The 17198-nt window shown below is 61.1% G+C and carries 18 protein-coding genes; 4 read left to right on the plus strand and 14 right to left on the minus strand.

The genetic code is table 11. From position 1 onward, the window contains the following. Nucleotides 1-19: 19 nt before the first annotated feature. The 4 genes from G442_RS0109730 to G442_RS0109745 form a co-directional block, all read right to left on the minus strand. Entirely contained in the window at nucleotides 20-2353 is a 2334-nt protein-coding gene (locus tag G442_RS0109730) for a xanthine dehydrogenase family protein molybdopterin-binding subunit (RefSeq protein ID WP_026397852.1), read from the minus strand. Further along, nucleotides 2346-2831, minus strand: coding sequence for a (2Fe-2S)-binding protein (locus G442_RS0109735; protein WP_026397853.1), 486 nt, complete (start codon nucleotides 2829-2831; stop codon nucleotides 2346-2348). Before G442_RS0109735 ends, G442_RS0109730 begins: the two co-directional genes overlap by 8 nt. 22 nt (nucleotides 2832-2853) lie before the next feature. Beyond that, entirely contained in the window at nucleotides 2854-4182 is a 1329-nt protein-coding gene (locus G442_RS0109740; RefSeq protein WP_026397854.1) for a c-type cytochrome, read from the minus strand. Nucleotides 4183-4519: 337 nt separating this feature from the next. Next, nucleotides 4520-5995: a mannitol dehydrogenase family protein gene (locus tag G442_RS0109745; RefSeq protein WP_035376412.1), complete on the minus strand. Its 1476-nt coding sequence runs from the start codon at nucleotides 5993-5995 to the stop codon at nucleotides 4520-4522. 259 nt (nucleotides 5996-6254) lie between these two features. On the opposite strand from G442_RS0109745, the gene rpmI reads away from it, so the two are divergent. Together rpmI and rplT are read left to right on the plus strand one after the other, a co-directional pair. Continuing rightward, complete coding sequence (gene rpmI, locus G442_RS0109750) at nucleotides 6255-6458, plus strand: 50S ribosomal protein L35 (RefSeq protein ID WP_026397856.1); 204 nt, start codon at nucleotides 6255-6257, stop codon at nucleotides 6456-6458. Nucleotides 6459-6472: 14 nt separating this feature from the next. Further along, nucleotides 6473-6835, plus strand: a complete 363-nt coding sequence (gene rplT, locus G442_RS0109755; RefSeq protein WP_026397857.1) for a 50S ribosomal protein L20 — start codon at nucleotides 6473-6475, stop codon at nucleotides 6833-6835. A gap of 362 nt (nucleotides 6836-7197) precedes the next feature. Here the strand turns inward: rplT and G442_RS0109760 are convergent, their stop codons facing one another. Then, nucleotides 7198-7785: a TetR/AcrR family transcriptional regulator gene (locus G442_RS0109760; RefSeq protein WP_026397858.1), complete on the minus strand. Its 588-nt coding sequence runs from the start codon at nucleotides 7783-7785 to the stop codon at nucleotides 7198-7200. Nucleotides 7786-7874: 89 nt separating this feature from the next. Between G442_RS0109760 and G442_RS0109765 the strand changes: the two genes are divergently transcribed. Beyond that, nucleotides 7875-9107, plus strand: coding sequence for an FAD-dependent monooxygenase (locus G442_RS0109765; RefSeq protein ID WP_026397859.1), 1233 nt, complete (start codon nucleotides 7875-7877; stop codon nucleotides 9105-9107). A 283-nt stretch (nucleotides 9108-9390) separates the two neighbouring features. On the opposite strand, the gene G442_RS0109775 is transcribed toward G442_RS0109765, so the two are convergent. The 7 genes from G442_RS0109775 to G442_RS0109805 form a co-directional block, all read right to left on the minus strand. Beyond that, complete coding sequence (locus G442_RS0109775) at nucleotides 9391-9801, minus strand: acyl-CoA thioesterase (protein WP_026397860.1); 411 nt, start codon at nucleotides 9799-9801, stop codon at nucleotides 9391-9393. Between the two features lie 105 nt (nucleotides 9802-9906). Further along, a complete protein-coding gene (hisI, locus tag G442_RS0109780) occupies nucleotides 9907-10323 on the minus strand; it encodes a phosphoribosyl-AMP cyclohydrolase (protein WP_026397861.1) in 417 nt (138 codons plus the stop codon). 11 nt (nucleotides 10324-10334) lie between these two features. Continuing rightward, nucleotides 10335-11219: a CAF17-like 4Fe-4S cluster assembly/insertion protein YgfZ gene (ygfZ, locus tag G442_RS21670; RefSeq protein WP_051292171.1), complete on the minus strand. Its 885-nt coding sequence runs from the start codon at nucleotides 11217-11219 to the stop codon at nucleotides 10335-10337. An 89-nt stretch (nucleotides 11220-11308) separates the two neighbouring features. Next, on the minus strand, nucleotides 11309-12535 hold the full coding sequence (gene rlmN / locus G442_RS0109790) for a 23S rRNA (adenine(2503)-C(2))-methyltransferase RlmN (RefSeq protein ID WP_051292156.1): 1227 nt from the start codon (nucleotides 12533-12535) through the stop codon (nucleotides 11309-11311). 224 nt (nucleotides 12536-12759) lie between these two features. After that, nucleotides 12760-13476 (minus strand): hypothetical protein, encoded by a 717-nt coding sequence (locus G442_RS0109795; RefSeq protein WP_146882228.1) that lies wholly within the window; start codon nucleotides 13474-13476, stop codon nucleotides 12760-12762. 204 nt (nucleotides 13477-13680) lie between these two features. Then, nucleotides 13681-14136 carry a hypothetical protein gene (locus G442_RS0109800; protein ID WP_146882230.1) on the minus strand — a complete coding sequence of 152 codons (456 nt, stop codon included), beginning with the start codon at nucleotides 14134-14136 and terminating at the stop codon, nucleotides 13681-13683. Then, nucleotides 14102-14554 (minus strand): hypothetical protein, encoded by a 453-nt coding sequence (locus G442_RS0109805; protein WP_026397865.1) that lies wholly within the window; start codon nucleotides 14552-14554, stop codon nucleotides 14102-14104. Before G442_RS0109805 ends, G442_RS0109800 begins: the two co-directional genes overlap by 35 nt. Before the next feature lie 21 nt (nucleotides 14555-14575). Between G442_RS0109805 and G442_RS26505 the strand changes: the two genes are divergently transcribed. After that, nucleotides 14576-14995, plus strand: coding sequence for an STY0301 family protein (locus G442_RS26505; protein WP_305790312.1), 420 nt, complete (start codon nucleotides 14576-14578; stop codon nucleotides 14993-14995). A gap of 24 nt (nucleotides 14996-15019) precedes the next feature. On the opposite strand, the gene G442_RS0109815 is transcribed toward G442_RS26505, so the two are convergent. After that, on the minus strand, nucleotides 15020-15760 hold the full coding sequence (locus tag G442_RS0109815; RefSeq protein WP_026397867.1) for a TlyA family RNA methyltransferase: 741 nt from the start codon (nucleotides 15758-15760) through the stop codon (nucleotides 15020-15022). A 3-nt stretch (nucleotides 15761-15763) separates the two neighbouring features. Further along, a partial coding sequence (gene dxs / locus G442_RS0109820) for a 1-deoxy-D-xylulose-5-phosphate synthase (protein ID WP_026397868.1) occupies nucleotides 15764-17198 on the minus strand: 1435 nt, incomplete at its 5' end.

Consider the following 17198-nt stretch of genomic DNA (forward strand, 5'->3'; position numbering starts at 1 on the left):
GCCGCCCAGCGCCTTCAGCTTACGCGGCGCTCTTGTTCTTGAGCGCTGCGAGCACATCCTCCGGACGGATCGGCTGGTGACGCAGGCGAACGCCAACCGCGTTGAAGATCGCATTGGCAACAGCAGCGCCAACGACCGTCACGCCCGGCTCGCCCAGACCCATCGGCTTTTCCGTGCTTTCAATGAACTCAATGTCCATCTCCGGCACGCTTGCGATGCGCAGCGGCGTATAGGTGTCGAGGTTACGATCCTTGCAGGTCCCGTCGACGATCTCGCTGCCTTCGCACAGGGCCATGCTCAGGCCCCAGAGCGCGCCGCCCTCGGTCTGCGCCAAAGCGCCGCCCGGATCGACGATGGTGCCTGCATCCAGTACCAGCCAGAGCTTTTCGCACGTCACAAGACCTGTCGCCCGGTCCACATGAACCCGCGCCGCGCCTGCGGTCCAGGTCGGCATGCCCCGCTCCTGTCCGAACGTCGTCGCGATCCCGAGACCGGTGTCTTTCGGCAGGGGCTGACCCCAAGCTGCCTTTTCGGCAAGGCGCTTGAGGACGGCGGCCTGACGGAGAGCCCCGCCATTAGAATCCGGCGCCTCCCCCTTGTTGCGCCCGTCAGGTCCCTCGCCGTTGAGCATCGACAGGCGCAGCGCCACCGGATCCTTGCCGGTTTCATGCGCCACCTCGTCCCAGAACGCTTCCAGCGCCCAGCTCGTCCAGCCGGCGCTGACCGAACGCAGCCAGCCCGGACGGAACGTATCGTTGGCCAGGTCATTGCTGATCGCCCGCACACGAAGGGGACCACAGTTGTACCAGTGATCGGCGCCCGCGATCGCGAACTGGTCATACGGCTTGCCGTCGACGCCCTTGGACATCGCCGCAGCGGCCATGACCTGCGTCGGCCATCCTGCCGCCGCGTGATGCTGCATACCGTGGAACGTGTCCTTGCCGGTCATCGCGACGCGCAGGGTCTGCACCGACGGAGAACGGATGGAATCGAACATCATGTCGTCGGAACGCGTCAGGATCAGCTTGACCGGCTTGCCGCCCAAAGCCTTCGACGCCAAAGCCGCCGGAACCGCGTAATCGCCGTTCAGGCGACGCCCGAAACCTCCGCCGAGCATATAGGTCATCATCCTGACCTTGCCCGAGGCGACGCCCAGCGCCTTTTCGATGACCGGCAGAAACAGGCTCTGCCACTGGTTGCCACAGTGGATTTCCCAGACGCCGTCATTCAGACGCGCAAGCGCGTTCATCGGTTCGAGCTGGTAATGCATCACCGAAGCGCAGGTGTAGGTGCGCTCGAACACTGTCGACGCCTTCGAGAACGCGTCGTCCACGCCATGATCGTTCACGACCATCACGCCAACGCCCTTGTCGGCGATCAGCGAGCGTGCGTGATCCTGAATGTCCTTTTCACTGACATGCGCGGTCTTGCCCGGCGTCCACTCCACCTTGAGCCTGTCCGTCGCGCGGATGGCCGCCGGGTAAGACGACGCAAGCACGACGACCCAGCCGGGAACCGTGTCCGACGGATCCTCAAGCACAATGTAACGCAGGTAGCCCGGCACCTTCTTCGCCTCGGCGTCATCGACCGAGACAACCTTCGAACCATATCGGGTGGGCGGCATTTTCGGGCGGCCATAGACCATCCCGTCGATTTTCGCGTCGATGCCATACATCGCCGTGCCGTCGATCTTGGCCGGAATGTCGAGCGCCTTGACGTCCTTGCCGACCATGCGACGTTCGGACGCAGGCTTGAGCGGAAGCTTCGTCAGTTCGTCAGGCGTGAAGCTGCGCGTCGGGCGCGCCTGCCCCACGATGTCGCCATAACCGAGGGAGCGGTCGCCCGCCGTCACCACACCGTTGCGCGCAACGCATTTGTCCGGCGTCACGCCGAGAATTTTGGCGGCCTCTTCGACCAGAACGGTCCGCGCGGCGGCGCCAGCCTGCCGGAAAACATCCCAGGTCTGCCAGACGGACCAGGATCCGCCCGTGACCATCATTCCCCATTTCGGATCGGTGTCGACGTGGGTGATCTTCACCTTGTCCCAGTCGGCTTCCATTTCATCGGCGATGATGCGCGCCAGCGCCGTTCCGACATGCTGGCCCATCTCGGCGCGGATGATGTTGACGTTGACCTCGCCATCCGAACCCACCGAGCACCAGATTGTCGGCTCGAACTGCTCCGGCGGCAGTGGCGCGCCAGCAGGGAAAACCTGCGTCGCGCGCGCCTGTCGGGCGAAACCGAACAGAAGCGCCCCGCCGACGCCCGCAGAGAGAAAGCCGCGACGGGAAAGTCCCGTCGCGCTGGCCAGCGCCCGATCCTGTTCGGCGGCGATGCGCTCGAGCCTACCCATTGGACGTCTCCCCGGTCTTGGCGGATCGCATCGCGACGGCGGCCTGTTTGATGGCCTTGCGGATGCGGATGTAGGTCATGCAGCGGCACAGGCTGCCGCCCATGACCGCGTCGATATCCTCGTCGGTGGGCGACGGGTAATCCTTGAGCAGGCTGGCCGCCTGCATGATCTGGCCCGACTGGCAGTAGCCGCATTGCGGCACCTGAAGGTCGCGCCACGCCTCCTGCACAGGATGCGCTCCTGCCGGGTCGAGGCCTTCGATCGTCGTGATTTCAGCACCTGCAATCGCCGAGATCGGGGTGATGCAGGATCGCGTAGCCCGCCCGCCGACATGCACGGTGCAGGCGCCGCACTGGCCGACGCCGCAGCCGAACTTCGTCCCGGTCAACCCGAGATCGTCACGGATCGCCCACAGGAGCGGCGTGTCTTCCGGCCCATCGACCGAAACGTCACTGCCATTGAGTTTGAACTTGATCATCATCCGGCTCCGTGACCGCGGCTCAATGGGAGGAGTTCACAGGAGGAATCTCGACAAGCTTGCGCGCTTCCGCAGCCTTCTTCTCAAGATCCGTCCACGGCGGCCGCGTCGTCCGTGTGCGGCGCAGATAGGCCGCGATGCGGGCCATGTCGTGGTCGCTGAGAGCGTTATAGAAGCTCGGCATCGCGACGCCGCTCTGCCCCTCTGGCGCGGTGAGACCACGCAACATCACCATGAACAGGTCGTTCGGCTCGTCGAGCCAAAGGGCGCTGTTCAACGCCAACTCAGGCCGACCGAGCACCGGAGACGGCGCGGCGTTGTAATGGCAGGCCGCGCAGGCGCCCTGATACAGCGTGGCGTCGGCATCCGTCGTCGGGCCAAGCAGATCGCGCTTGGACTGCTGCATGGCGAGTTCAAGAGCAGCCTTGTCGCCCGAGACGCGCTGCGCCGCGTGGTCGATGTCGGCGAAGTAGTGCGCTATGGCGCGAACGTCGGACTCAGGAATCTGCGACAGGAACTGGTGCGGCACCGGCGACATCGGGCCGCCCGCAGGACCGTGCAGCGGCGCTACGCCGTAACGCAGATACGCGAACAGTTCATCCTCGGTCCAGACGACCGGCGTCGGATTATGCTCGTTAAGCGGCGGAGCGATCCAGCCGTCCACGACGGCGCCGTCGTAACGGGAGCCGGATTTCTCGGCGCCCAGCAGGTTGCGCGGCGTATGGCAGGAGCCGCAATGGCTCGCGCCCTCGGCGAGATAAGCCCCGCGATTCCACTGTGCGTCATGATTCGGGTCCGGCTTGAAATCGCCGGGGCGGAAGAACAGCATCTTCCAGCCAGCGAGCACGATGCGCGGCGTGATCGAGAGCGGGAACGTGTTCTCGCGATGCGTCATGTGGACCGCAGGCTGCGTCATCAGCCACGCATACAGGTCCGAGATGTCGCTGTCGGTCATCTTCGTGAAGTGATCGTACACGAAAGCAGGCAGCAGATGCGCGCCGGAGCGCGACACGCCTAGCTTCATCGCACGAGCAAGCGCCTCTTCGGACCAGCCGCCGATGCCCGTTTCTGGGTCAGGCGTGATGTTCGGAGAATAGATCGTGCCGAAGGGCGACTGCATGGCGTAATCGCCAGCAAGAGTCGGACCGCCGCCGAGATCCTGCCGCGTATGGCATTCCGCGCAATAACCTTGCGCCGCCACGATGCGGCCACGTTCTATCTGGGCGGCTGAAAACTGCCCTGATTTCGGCAACGCGACTTTCGGCAAAGCCGGGTACCACGCGTACCAAAGAAAGCCGAGGCCGCCGACAACTGCCAGTCCGACAACGGCCGCGAGTATGCGTTTGATCACTGCGCCCCCACTACCCGAAAACCAGAGTCTCGCGACCGTGATCGACGACAACCGCCGCCGTACACGCAATCGCGAGCGCCCTGAAGCGATGCATTAAATGCATATCAAAAGGGTAAAAACCACGAAAACGACATATGATTTATGTCATGGCGGAAATGGTAGCAACAGACTCACCACTTGCCAGCCTTGTTTAGCAATCGAAAGCATTATCTATATTCATTCATATACAGACAATGCTTATTCAGTTACTGAGAACTGTTCTTATTTCCATAACATTCGCATGAAAGAGACGCCCGAAGAACAAAGACTTATCTTCAGGCGTCTACCCCTTAACCGATCACCCCTGCATGTCGGCCAGAACCTTCGCCGCTCCGCGTTCACGAATATCTTTACGAAACGCGACAAACCGGGAAGCGAACGACTCGCTGCCAGCGACTCCCCAACCGTCAAAAAGCGTCAGCGAGAGCGGTGCCGCCAGATCGTCAGCGCGCAGTGTCGCCAGATCCGCGTCGCTGGCGTTTGGCTCACGCAGGTCAAACGGCGCGCCCTTGTCGTCGACGTTGGCTGCATTCTCCGCCCAGCAGGCAAGCGTAAACGCTTCCAGACTGATGTCGCGCCCGGCGTCGATCAATTCGCGCACAGTCGTCCCCAGAAAGACCGGCAGCTTGGCAAAACTGTCGGAGGCGATGCGTTCAAGCTGGTCGCCTACCGCTGCGCTTCGAAAACGCCGCAGCACATTGCGCGCATACTCGCCCACATCGACATCATCTGGTGGCGTGAGAAGCGGCGCCACATCGCCATCCAGAAAACTTTCCAGCAAGCTGACGACACGCAGATCCTGCATCGCGGCATGCACGGTTCTGTAACCAATACGAAGCCCTATATGCGACACCACCGTGTGGGCGGCATTCAACATCCGCAGCTTCACCTGCTCGTACGGCGCGACGTCCACCCGAAGTTGAACGCCCACGGCTTCGAATTCCGGCCTGCCAGCGCAGAACGCGTCTTCGACCACCCATTGCCTGAAGTCTTCCGAGTAAACCGGCGTCAGGTCTTCCACGCCGCTCGCATCGTTCAGGCGCGCGACATCCGCATCCGTAACCGACGGCGCGATGCGATCGACCATGCTGGATGGAAAAGACACGTTTTCGCGTATCCACGCGCCCAGCGACGGGTCGCGCGCCTCCGCGAACCCGCAGAACGCGCTCTGCGCCGCCGTCCCGTTATGCTGGAGATTATCGCAGGACAGGACCGTAAACGGGCCAACGCCCTCATCGCGCCGCAGGCGCAGCGCCTCGCACACAAGGCCAAACGCGCTTTGCGGGATGTCCCGCTTCAAATCTTCAGCGATGAACGGATCGTCCAACATGAACGCTCCGTCAGCGTCGATGAAATATCCACCCTCGGTAATGGTCAGGGTCACGATCCGGATCGCGGGGTCGGCGAGGCGACGAATCAGCGCATCATAGCCTTCGTTGCAACTGACATAGTCCACGATCGAGCCGACGACGCGAACGACGGCCGGGTCGTCCGGCGAAAATTCCGTCAGCGTGAACAGGCCGTCCTGTTTGTGGAACGCCTCGGCGCGCCCGGTCTCGCGTTTTCCCTGCCGGATGCCGACGCCCAGAATTCCCCAGGCTTCCTGGCTAGGGAGCGCCAGAATGCGATCCAGATAGAGCGCCTGATGCGCGCGATGAAAATTGCCGACGCCGATATGTGCGACGCCTGCCGAGACCTTCGTCCTGTCGTAATCCGGCGTGACCACGGTCACGGGCAGTTTCTCAAGGGTCGCGTTCGACAGGTGGGTCTTCATACCCTGACTCCTAAAAATTATATGTAGAACGAGAGGCCCGATGTGTCGGGTGAGCCTCAATGCGCGCAAAACGCCCCGTGTTATGAGGCGTTGCCGGAGAATGTCGGGGTCGAAACGCCAACGTGCGAAAACCGGACTTGAAACCGGAACGGCGGTTGGGTATGACCGCCGCTCATTCACGCGCCCGGGCCTGTGGGGCATGCCCGGCCGTGCTCTGCCTTTCCGCCATGCGGAGGGGCCATTCGTCAAGGAGACCGAAATGCCCAAGATGAAGACCAAGTCGTCGGTCAAGAAGCGGTTCAAAATCACCGCGACCGGTAAAGTGCTCTGCGGCCCTGGCAACAAGCGCCACGGCCTGATCAACCGCCCGCAGAAGATGAAGCGCACGAATCGCGGCCCGCAGACCATGACGGACATGGATGCGAAGACCGTGAAGCAGTGGGCCCCCTACGGACTGGCTTGAGGAGCATCTGAACTATGGCACGTGTTAAGCGCGGCGTTACGTCGCACGCCCGTCACAAGAAGGTCCTCGAGCTCGCCAAGGGCTATCGCGGCCGGTCATCAACGAACTACCGCATTGCGCTTGAGCGCGTCGAGAAAGGCCTTCAGTACGCCTATCGCGACCGTCGCAACAAGAAGCGCGAGTTCCGCGCCCTGTGGATCCAGCGTATCAATGCCGCTGTCCGCGAGCATGGCCTGACCTACAGCCGTTTCATCAACGGTCTGGACAAGGCTGGCATCGAAATCGACCGCAAGGTTCTCGCCGCCATCGCTTTCGATGACGCCGCGACCTTCGGTGAAATCGTGAAGAAGGCCCAGGCCGCTCTCGCAGCAGGCTGAAGCCGGTCTGGCCCTTCAGGACCAGACACACAAAAAAGCCGCCTTCGGGCGGCTTTTTTTATGCGGGTTTTTCATACCCAAATCACGCGGCAGCAAGCCCGCCGCCTCAGCAAAGCCATCGCGTCGGGCGCCAAGTCGCCAGGCCGCGCGATCTGACGGGGATGATCCGGGCGAGTCGGCGCTTCCGGCCGGTCGTGTATTGCCGCCCCTGAGCGCACTCGCGAACCGTAGACAAGCCATTCCCTCCCTGCGGCACAGCAGGAGCGTCATCCGGCCAGACGAAATCGGCTGATCGGATAAAGGGGCTCGCCAAAACAATAAACCAGAGCAATATCCGTGAAGCCGTCTGAACGGATACGGCTCTAGCCGGGACTTGGCGACACCAGCGGCAGAAAAACATCCTCGACAATCTCACGGATCGCAGTGTCCGAGAGCGGGGCGAACGTCATCAGCAACTCGTGGCGAACAAGGTCCAGAGGCAACGCGGCGATCCGGGGCGTCAGCCGTGTCGGGTCGATCTCCCCGCGCTCCACAGCCCTCGCCAGAACGGCGCGAAACTGATGTCCGTCCACGATGCACGCGTGCAGATCGGCAAAACTGGATCTTTCGGCTGCAAGATCCCGCTGCATATCGAACACCAGTTGCAGCCCGTCTCCCCTGGAGCGATCCGACATGAAGCGGAGAAGCAGGCTGAGTTCCTCGCGCAGACTGCCGAGATCAGGAATGACGATGGTGTCCCGCGCGAATTGCCGCGCCAAAGCAGCCGTCACCAAAGCCAGACGGCCGGCCCAGCGCCGATGCAGCACAGGTCGACTTGTTCCGGCCCGGCGAGCGACATTTTCCAGTGTCAAACCTGCATAGCCGCTTTCAGCAAGCTCGGCCCATGCCGCGTCCAGGATGGCCTCCTCCAACGCAACGCCGCGTCGCCTTCCCCCGTTTTGAGCTGTCATCATCACCTCTTTAGATGCCTGAAGAATCTTATTGTTTTTTAGATCGCAGTATATAAGATACACAAAGAATCTTATTTCTCGGAAATAGCATGACCGCTGAACAGACCACAGCCAGAAAACGACGCGTGCTGATTTCAGGCGCGAGCATCGCTGGACCGACGCTGGCGTTCTGGCTCGACCGCTACGGCTTCGACGTCACCGTCGTTGAACGCGCCCCCACCATCCGCACTGGCGGTTATCCAATTGACGTGCGCGGCACGGCGATTGACGTGATCGAACGGATGAATTTGCTGCCCCAGGTGCGTGCTGCGCACGTCGAAAGTCGCATGATGACTTTTGTCGACGCTCAGGGCGGCATAATCGGCTCCGTCCCGATCTACGAAGCGATTGGCAGCGACGTTTCACGTGACGTCGAATTGCCGCGAGGCACTCTTGCCAGCCTGCTTTATGACGCCACCCTCGGCGGCGCGATCGATTATCGTTTCAATGAGTCCATAGAAACGCTGCGTGACGATGGCGACGGAGTCGATATCCGTTTCACCAGCGGACGGCAGGAGCGATACGACATCGTCGTCGGAGCGGACGGGATGCACTCGCTCACCCGACGTCTGGTTTTTGGGCCGGAGGCGCAATTCACACGCTTTCTGGGCTTTTCCTTTAATATTTTTACTCTGCCGAATGACAGGGGACTATCCCACGGCGGCGTGTTTCACGCCGAACCCGGCAAAGTCGCAGGCCTGTTCGCCGTGAAGGAAAGCGATCAGCTGTTCGCCTTTCTTACATTTGTTGCAGACGACGCGTCGATCTCCGGCAACCGGGATCCGCAAGAGCAGATCAGACGAACGCGGGCGGCGTTTGCGGGCATGGGATGGGAGCTTCCACGCCTGCTCGATGCCATGGAAGAAGCCGACGACTTATATTTCGACACGGTGAGCCAGATTAAGATGCCCGCGTGGTCGAGCGGCCGCGTGGCGTTGCTCGGCGACGCTGCCTACGCTCCGTCGTTTCGTTCAGGTCAGGGAACAAGTCTGGCGCTTGTGGGCGCGTATGTGCTGGCGGGCGAACTGGCCACGCATGACGATCCGACAGACGCCTTCAACACTTATGACCGCCTTATGCGGCCCTTCGTAGAAGCGAATCAGGCACTGGCGACTGACGGGCATGGCGAATTCTTCCTGCCCCGCACCCAGCAGGATATCGAGGCGCGCGACCGGATGCTTGCCGAAATTGCCAAAAACGGAATGGCAAATCTGCGCGGCGGGGGACGGCCGGAGGCGCATGCCGCGTTGCAACTGCCGGATTATCCGCTGCAACCTTTATGAACGCATATCTCGACGGACTTCGCTCTCGGTCCCCGCAGAGCCATTTCGGGCTTTTCTCCGGGTTGTACGGTAAGGGGATGTTCTTCCCTCCTGACGCCTCCGCCTGGGCGGAGTTTTTCAACGAGAGGTCGGCGTAGAAACACTCTTGTTCTTTGTTTCTACAGACACTTCCCGTTCCAATAAGTCCATTTGGACGGAGTGTGCCCATGCCGCCGAGCTGGCGTCACGCGCATGACCAGAAACTCAGCCGCGGCCTCGCCAAAACCTCGGACTTCTGAATGTTTTACTCCGCGCCGGCGCTTTCATCCTGAACCACCGGCGTCGGACGGTTATTCTCGTCAAGAGCCACAAATACGAACCGCCCGCGCGTGACCATCTGGGTCTCAGGCGTGTGCCGCAGGCGGCGCCACGCCTCAACATCAACCGTGATCGACGTGCGCCCTACCCTCTCGATCTTGGTATAGACTGAAAGTTCATCCCCCACAGTCATGGGCGCCAGAAAGGACACCTTGTCGATCGCGACTGTGGCGCACTTCACCTGAGCAAGCCCGGAAGCCGCCGTGCTGGCCGCGAGATCCATCTGCGACATGACCCAGCCGCCAAACACGTCGCCAGCGGCGTTCGTGTTGCTCGGCATGGCGATCACACGAATGGTCAGCTCGCCGGTCGCTTCCTTGGCTTCGTTATGTAGCATCAAATCATCGTCCCAAACTGCTCAAACCGATTGATCCGACCATCGCCCAAAGCGCCGACGCCAACAAATCACATGCTGGGCGCCACGCTCCGTTAGCGAGCCCCTTCAGTGCCCGGACGCGCCGTATAACTGCTCCGGAGAGACTTCCGGTTCCGAGATAATTTTCAGGCCGTTTTCATCGAATGAGCGAAAAAAGCAGGACCGGCGCCCGGTATGACAAGCCACGCCAGACTGATCGACCAGCAGCAGCACCGCGTCTCCGTCACAGTCCAGACGCGCTTCGACCAGACGCTGGACCTGCCCGGAGGTCTCTCCTTTTCGCCACAATTTCTTTCGGCTGCGCGAGTAGTAGCAGACCTGGCCTGTCGCCAGCGTCTCCCTCAGCGCCTCCCGATTGAGCCACGCGACCATCAGGATCTCGCCTGTGTCCGCCTGCTGCGCGATGCCGCAGATCAGACCCGACTCATCGAACGCCACAGACTCCAGCGCCTTTTCGATCGCCTCAGGAGGCAACCCCTCCATCCCCTGCGTCGTCATGATCCCGCTTCGTCTCCCTTCGCCGCTTCCGGCTCCTGTCCCGCTCTCAGAGCCTCACGCAGCCATTCGGGCGCGCGCGCAGTAATCGTATGCCCCTCGACCGTCATCGGCGTCTCGCCAGATGCGAGAACGGCGGCGGGGCGCAGCATGGCCAGTCCACAATGGTCGCGGCTTGAGCGAACCTGCCCGACCTCCACGCTCCCCGCCATCACCGGCGCGCCGGGCGTCAGCGACGGCACGACCGACGCGAAAGGAACCAGTCGGCGTTTCACCAGACCGCGATAACGTGTCCGCGCCGTCAACTCCTGCCCCATGTAACAGCCCTTGGTCCACGATACGCCGTTCAGCAGATCGAAATTGGCCTCAAGCAACAGCGTCTTGTCCGCCTCGCAATCGCGCGGACCATCAGGCAGACCCAGCGTCAGGCGATGGAGATCGTATGCAGCGGCGTCCGCACTGGCCTGTTGCGCCACGTCGGGCAGGAGCAGCCTCCACCCCGCGTCCGGCAGACGCGGATCGGCGAAGACGATGGCGTTTTCGACCGTCGCTGCGTCAGGGAGTGCGCCCCAGGCAGCGTGCACCGCAAAATTGGCCGGAACCAGCGCCACGTCGGAGCGCAGGCGAAACCGCTTGAGCGTCGCGATCACCATCTCCACCTGAGACGCCGGGCAGTCCAGCAGAAGCTGTTCCCCATCGGGGTCGGCAACCATGAAGAAATCGGCTTTCCACCGGCCCTGCGGGGTCAGCAGCGCCGCCCACACGGCTTGCCCGTCACGAGCCTCGGCCACGTCGTTGGAGACCAGCCCCTGCAGGAACTTGACCCGATCCGCGCCGCTCACCGCGATGACGGCCCGATCGGGTAGATGCGCGAAATAGGACATCGACATTGCTCCTCGCCCAAGGACGGAATCCGAAGGCGGGCAATCTAGAGCATGGCCGGTCTCGAAGGAAAGCTGGCGACGGCTTCGTCTTATTCCGCCGACACAGGGGCCGAGGCGCGACGACGCTCGCTCTCTGTCTTGAGCTGCCCGCATGCGGCCAGGATGTCGCGGCCGCGCGGCGTGCGGATCGGCGATGCGAAGCCCGCGTCCATCACGATCTGCGCGAATTTCGCCTGCTGCTCGCGCGTGGAGGGCTTGTAGTCGCTGCCGGGCCATGGGTTGAACGGGATCAGGTTCACCTTCGCGGGCAGCCCGCCGATCAGACGCACCAGTTCGCGGGCGTCGGCCTCGCTGTCGTTGATGCCGCGCAGCATGATGTATTCGAAGGTGATGCGCCGCGCGTTGCTGGCCGACGGATAGCGGCGGCAGGCCGCCAGAACCTCAGCGATCGGATATTTGCGGTTCAGCGGCACGATCTGGTCGCGCAGATCATCGCGCACGGCATGCAGCGACACGGCGAGGTTGATCCCGAGCTCCTCGCCGCACCGATCCATCAGCGGCACGACGCCGGAGGTCGACAACGTGATGCGACGGCGAGACAGGGCGATACCCTCCCCGTCCATCACGATGCGCATCGCCTTGGCGACGTTCTCGTAATTATACAAAGGCTCGCCCATGCCCATCAGGACGATGGTGGACAGCAGGCGGGGCGTCTCGCCCTTTGGACTCGGCCACTCGTTGTAGGAATCACGGGCCGCCATGAACTGCCCCACGATCTCGGCGGCGCCGAGATTGCGGACCAGCTTCTGCGTGCCGGTATGACAGAACGTGCAGGACAGCGTGCAGCCAACCTGCGAGGAGATGCACACGGCGCCGCGGTCCTCCCGCCGGTCGGGGATATAAACCGTCTCGGCCTCTTGCCCGTCGCGGAAACGGAAGAGAAATTTCCGGGTCTCGTCCGTCGAGGTCTGCACGGTCGCCGCTGCCGGTCGCCCGACGATGAACCGCTCCGCCAGCTTTTGCTGCAACGGCTTGGCGATGGAACTCATCTTCGTGAAGTCGGTCACGCCCTGATGGTAGATCCAGTGCCAGAGCTGTTTGGTGCGGAATGGCTTCTCGCCGATTTCCGCGAGTTCCGCCGTAATTTCCTCGCGCGACATGCCCACGAGATCGCGCCGTCCGTCCGCAAGCTGCGCGGGCGGCGGAGAGAACAGCGCCGCCTTGGCGAGAATCCGCGCGCGATCCGCTGCATCCAGATCCGCAGGCGCGGAGTCAGACGGCTGATGGGAAACGACGGGGGATTCGTGCAGCGACATGAGTGTTTGGGTCCGACGGCATTGGGCTGAAGGGGAGCTCTGTAGGTTCGGGCGAGCAGTTACCACGGACGGAGCGGGATTAGGAGAAAAATCGAAGGGTAGTAACGCCGCCTCGATGACCGAACGGCAGGAGATCTACAACCCTTGATTAGCTTTACGCAGTACAGATTAACGCACAAACGCGTTCAAATCAAAAGGTGAGCGATTTAAAATATTTCGTATCTTTATAGACTAATATTTAAATAAATATTTTCAGGCATAGCGACCCAAAACTCACGCAACGAGACAGAAAAGGCGTAAAACTGTTCATCAGACACGCTCAGAGATTGAAAGTCGTAGTAAAAATTCTCTAAATTTCTTTGATGTGATTTTTCTATCCCCAAATATTCTCCATATTTCATGGCAAGCATGTCAAGACTACGTCCCTCGCCGTGTTTGTAAACATTCACGACCAATTGCAACGCTTCAATAGAAGAATAAAAAGACAAAGTCTTCACCGGCCACCCGCACGAATCAAATACATCAAAAATGTCATCGATGGGCAGTTTCCAGATTTTGTTCTTGATCTCTCCTTGATCACACCACTGACTCAACTCGCGTGCCATATGATGGCGCAGTGTCTTGTCCCCTTGATGAAACAATCCGGCTAATCCGCCCAGTAACACTTGGTGCCGTAATTCCGAAAGCGCCTCATAACGCGATATACCTGCTTCATATGCTACTTCAGCACACTCACTCTGATCGCCCTCTCCGTAGGACAATGTCCTCCCTAACCTTTCAAAGGTATTTTGAGCGACCTCATCTGCTTCAAATTCAAGATCGCTAAACTGGGAAAGTATTCTCGATTGCATTTGCTCGACATAAAAATCATGTGCAGCCAAGAAGCTTTTCCGCGCCTCGCCCCATAAATATAAATTGATTTTCTTCAAGACACCACCCACAATGATCAACGTCCTATCGATAGACACAAATATTTTTATTTTAAATATAGAATCAAAAAACGAAATAATATTACAGAGACAAACAAACACCTTAGCTCAAAAAAACCGTCTCCAACTGGCTTACTCCGTCAATTATCCCTATGCACGCCGATCAGAAATTCGCGATTCACCTACGCTCCGGCAATCGGGCCGACACCTGACGACTCAGGTCCCCCCGTCCGCAACATACTTGGCCTTCTTGCCGATTGCCGCACAGGCGGCCTCCAGTCCGTGAGGGCACTGTTCATGCGCCTGATCGATAATTTTGGTCATAAGCGAACCACCGCTTACGGAGCTTACATTACGGACGATGAACGGCAAAAACGCCTTATCTGCGGTAAGCTGGCTCTTCATCGCAGCAAAACCCGACCACTGATCGCCCAAAAGTTTCTCTGTGACGTCGGCGAACTGCTCACCCACCTCCCCCTCTTCGCAACCACGATAGGCGCGATACCATGCCAGGTAATCCGACCACGAAGCGACCTTGAAAGAAGCGTCTTCCGCCGCCTGATAGGTCTTCGCCTTACATTTTGGTGGCGCGGCGGAGGCGTTTACGCCGCCAGCCAGCAAAAGCAGGCACGCTACGCTATTGCGGATGTGTCTTGAGCCAGGCTGCGCCACTTTGCGCCGTCTCCCGTGAGTTGGACTGAACCGTTATCGTGGTCAGAGGATCTGTTTTCGCGGTTTTTACGATGATCGCCATCGCATCGTCGCTCGTTCTGACACAACCCAACGTCGGATGGATAACGCCGGGATAGCGAGCCGCGTTCGCACGACCTGAATGAACACCAACACCCTGATGCTTCGGATAATTAAACCTGAATATACCGTAGGAGCCATAAGGACCGTTGATGTTATCTCCCGGATGAGGGTGCGCTGACCTAGTGTCCAAAAACGAGTAAGTTCCGTTATGCAGATAATCTACGGTCGATAAATGACTGTCGGTGATGTTATGAGCCTGCCACGTCCCCAACTTGGCGCCTTTGCTGTCAGTGAGTGTGAGCAAATGTGTTGCTCCATTGTAGATGAGCGACGACATGAAACTTCCTCAAACACTCAGATGGATTTTATTCTTAATAAAGAGACAAAATCTCTATGTCGAGGCAAACCACACGAGGTGCGCTGTCGTTCAGCCGTAACCCTATGGTCAGATTGTAATTCTCGACCTACCGTCCCCTTCCTCGCCCTTACCGTTATCGCTTGCAGCGCGGCGTCTCCGGCAGTGTGTCCTGCTCATGTGACGGACTCAGGCGGCGATCATCCTCTCTACAACGCATCCTTATACGATGGGCCGCCCGAACAGATGGTCGACCTGCCCCCCGTGTCCGGCGTAAACGTCGACAAATGGGATCTGGGTGGCGTCGACCCGTATCTGGTCTGTAAATTTAAAGGAACGATAAAGGTCGTTACGATGCACGCCACAGGCGCAAAGACGTGCGAAGCCGGCAAAAAGCCGTTTCAGGCTTATTGCAAACCCTGACGCCGTTTCTAACGGGTTTCCGCTTTACCCAACCCGACGCGCGCCAATCAGAAACTCCCGGTTCCCTTCCGGCCCGGTGATCGGGCTGGCCTCGACGCCCAGCACTTCCCAACCCGGAAGATCGCGCCACCATGTGGAAATCATCTCGCACACCTGCTCATGCACAGCGGCGTCGCGGACCACGCCCTTGGCGCCGACATGCTCCCGCCCGGCCTCGAACTGCGGCTTGATCAGGGCAACGGCCCAGGCGTCGGGCGTCGTCAGGGCGAGCGCCGCCGGAAGGACTGTGCGCAGACCGATGAAGCTTGCGTCGCACACCACGACGCCAGCAGGTTCCGGGATCAGCGTCGCATCCAGTGCGCGGGCGTTCTGCTTTTCCATAACCACGACGCGGGGATCTGACCGCAGTTTCCACGCAAGCTGTCCGTGGCCGACATCGACGGCGTAAACGCGTTCGGCGCCGTTGGTCAGCAGCACGTCGGAGAAACCGCCGGTCGACGCGCCGACGTCGATGCAGACGCGCCCTTGCGGCGAAAGTCCGAAGAACGGCAGCGCATGAGAGAGTTTCAGCCCCCCGCGCGACACCCACGGATGATCCTGCCCCTTGAGCGCCAGCGGCGCATCTTCGGGCAGCATGTCGCCCGCCTTCGCCACACGCCTGTCGCCTGTGTAGGCCAGCCCTGCGAGGATCAGCGCCTGCGCGCGGGCGCGGCTTTCGACCAGCCCCCGGTCAACGAGAAGCTGGTCGGCGCGACGTTTCGCCACAGATTACGCGCTCTGGGTTATATTTGAGTTGATTCCGAGAGCGTTGAGTGCGGTTTTGACGATGTGCGGGGCGTTGAGTTCTGCGGTGTTGTATTGGTCGAACTGGTTGTCGTGGTCGATGAACCTGTCCGGCAGTGTCATGGTGCGCAGGCGGACGTTGTCGAGCAGGCCTGTCTTTGACAGGTGATGGGCGACGAGCGCCCCGAAGCCGCACTCCGACCCTTCCTCGATGGTGATCAGCACGGCGTGGTTGCGCGCCAGCTGCTCGATCAGGGCGGTGTCGAGCGGCTTGGCGAAGCGCGCGTCGGCGACGGTTGGCGCCAGGCCGTGGGCGGCGAGCTGGTCGGCGGCCTTCAGCACCTCGACCATGCGCGGGCCGAGGTTGAGGATGGCGACGCCGCCTTTCTCGCGCCCGGACTGCGCGCCCATCTCGCGCACGATGCGCCCCTTGCCGATCTCGATGATCGAGCCCGCGGCCGGAAGCTCCAGCCCGAGGCCGTTGCCGCGCGGGTAACGCAGCGCGATCGCGCCCTCGTCAAAGGCGGCGGCCGTCGCCGTCATGTGCAGCAGTTCAAGCTCGTCGCTCGGCGCCATGATCGTCATGTTCGGCAGGCAACCCAGATAGGCCAGGTCGAACGAGCCCGCGTGGGTCGCTCCGTCCGCGCCGACAAGACCGGCGCGGTCGATGGCGAAGCGCACCGGCAGGTTCTGCAGCACCACGTCGTGGACCAGCTGGTCATAGGCGCGCTGCAGGAACGTCGAATAGATCGCACAGAACGGCCGCAGCCCTTCCGTCGCCATGCCGGCGGCGAAGGTCACGGCGTGCTGTTCGGCGATGCCGACGTCGAAAAACCGGTCGGGGAACTTGCTGGCGAACTTGTCGAGGCCGGTGCCGGACGGCATCGCCGCCGTGATGGCGACGATCCTGTCGTCCTGCTCGGCGCTGCGGACCAGTTCGCGGGCGAACACGTTGGTCCAGGACGGCGGGCCAGGCGGGGCCTTGCTCTGCTCGCCGGTCACGATGTTGAACTTCGCGACCGCGTGGTACTTGTCGCCTGCGGCCTCAGCGGGTTTGTAGCCGCGACCCTTCTCGGTGATGACGTGCAGCAGGATCGGGCCGTTGTCCGTGTCGCGCAGGTTGCGCAGGATCGGCACGAGCTGGCTGATGTCGTGCCCGTCGACGGGGCCGACATAGTAGAAGCCCAGCTCCTCGAACAGCGTGCCGCCGGTGATCATGCCGCGCGCGTATTCCTCGGCCTTCTTGGCCGTGCGCTCGAGCCGGTCGGGCAGCTTCCTGACGAATTTCCCGGCGAGGTCGCGCAGCCCCATGAACTGGCGCGAGGACATCAGGCGCGAGAGGTAGTTCGACATCGAGCCGACCGGCGGCGCGATGGACATCTCGTTGTCGTTGAGGATGACGATCAGGCGTTCCGCGCCG

The organism is Acetobacter nitrogenifigens DSM 23921 = NBRC 105050, from assembly GCF_000429165.1.
GTDB classification, from domain to species: domain Bacteria; phylum Pseudomonadota; class Alphaproteobacteria; order Acetobacterales; family Acetobacteraceae; genus Acetobacter; species Acetobacter nitrogenifigens.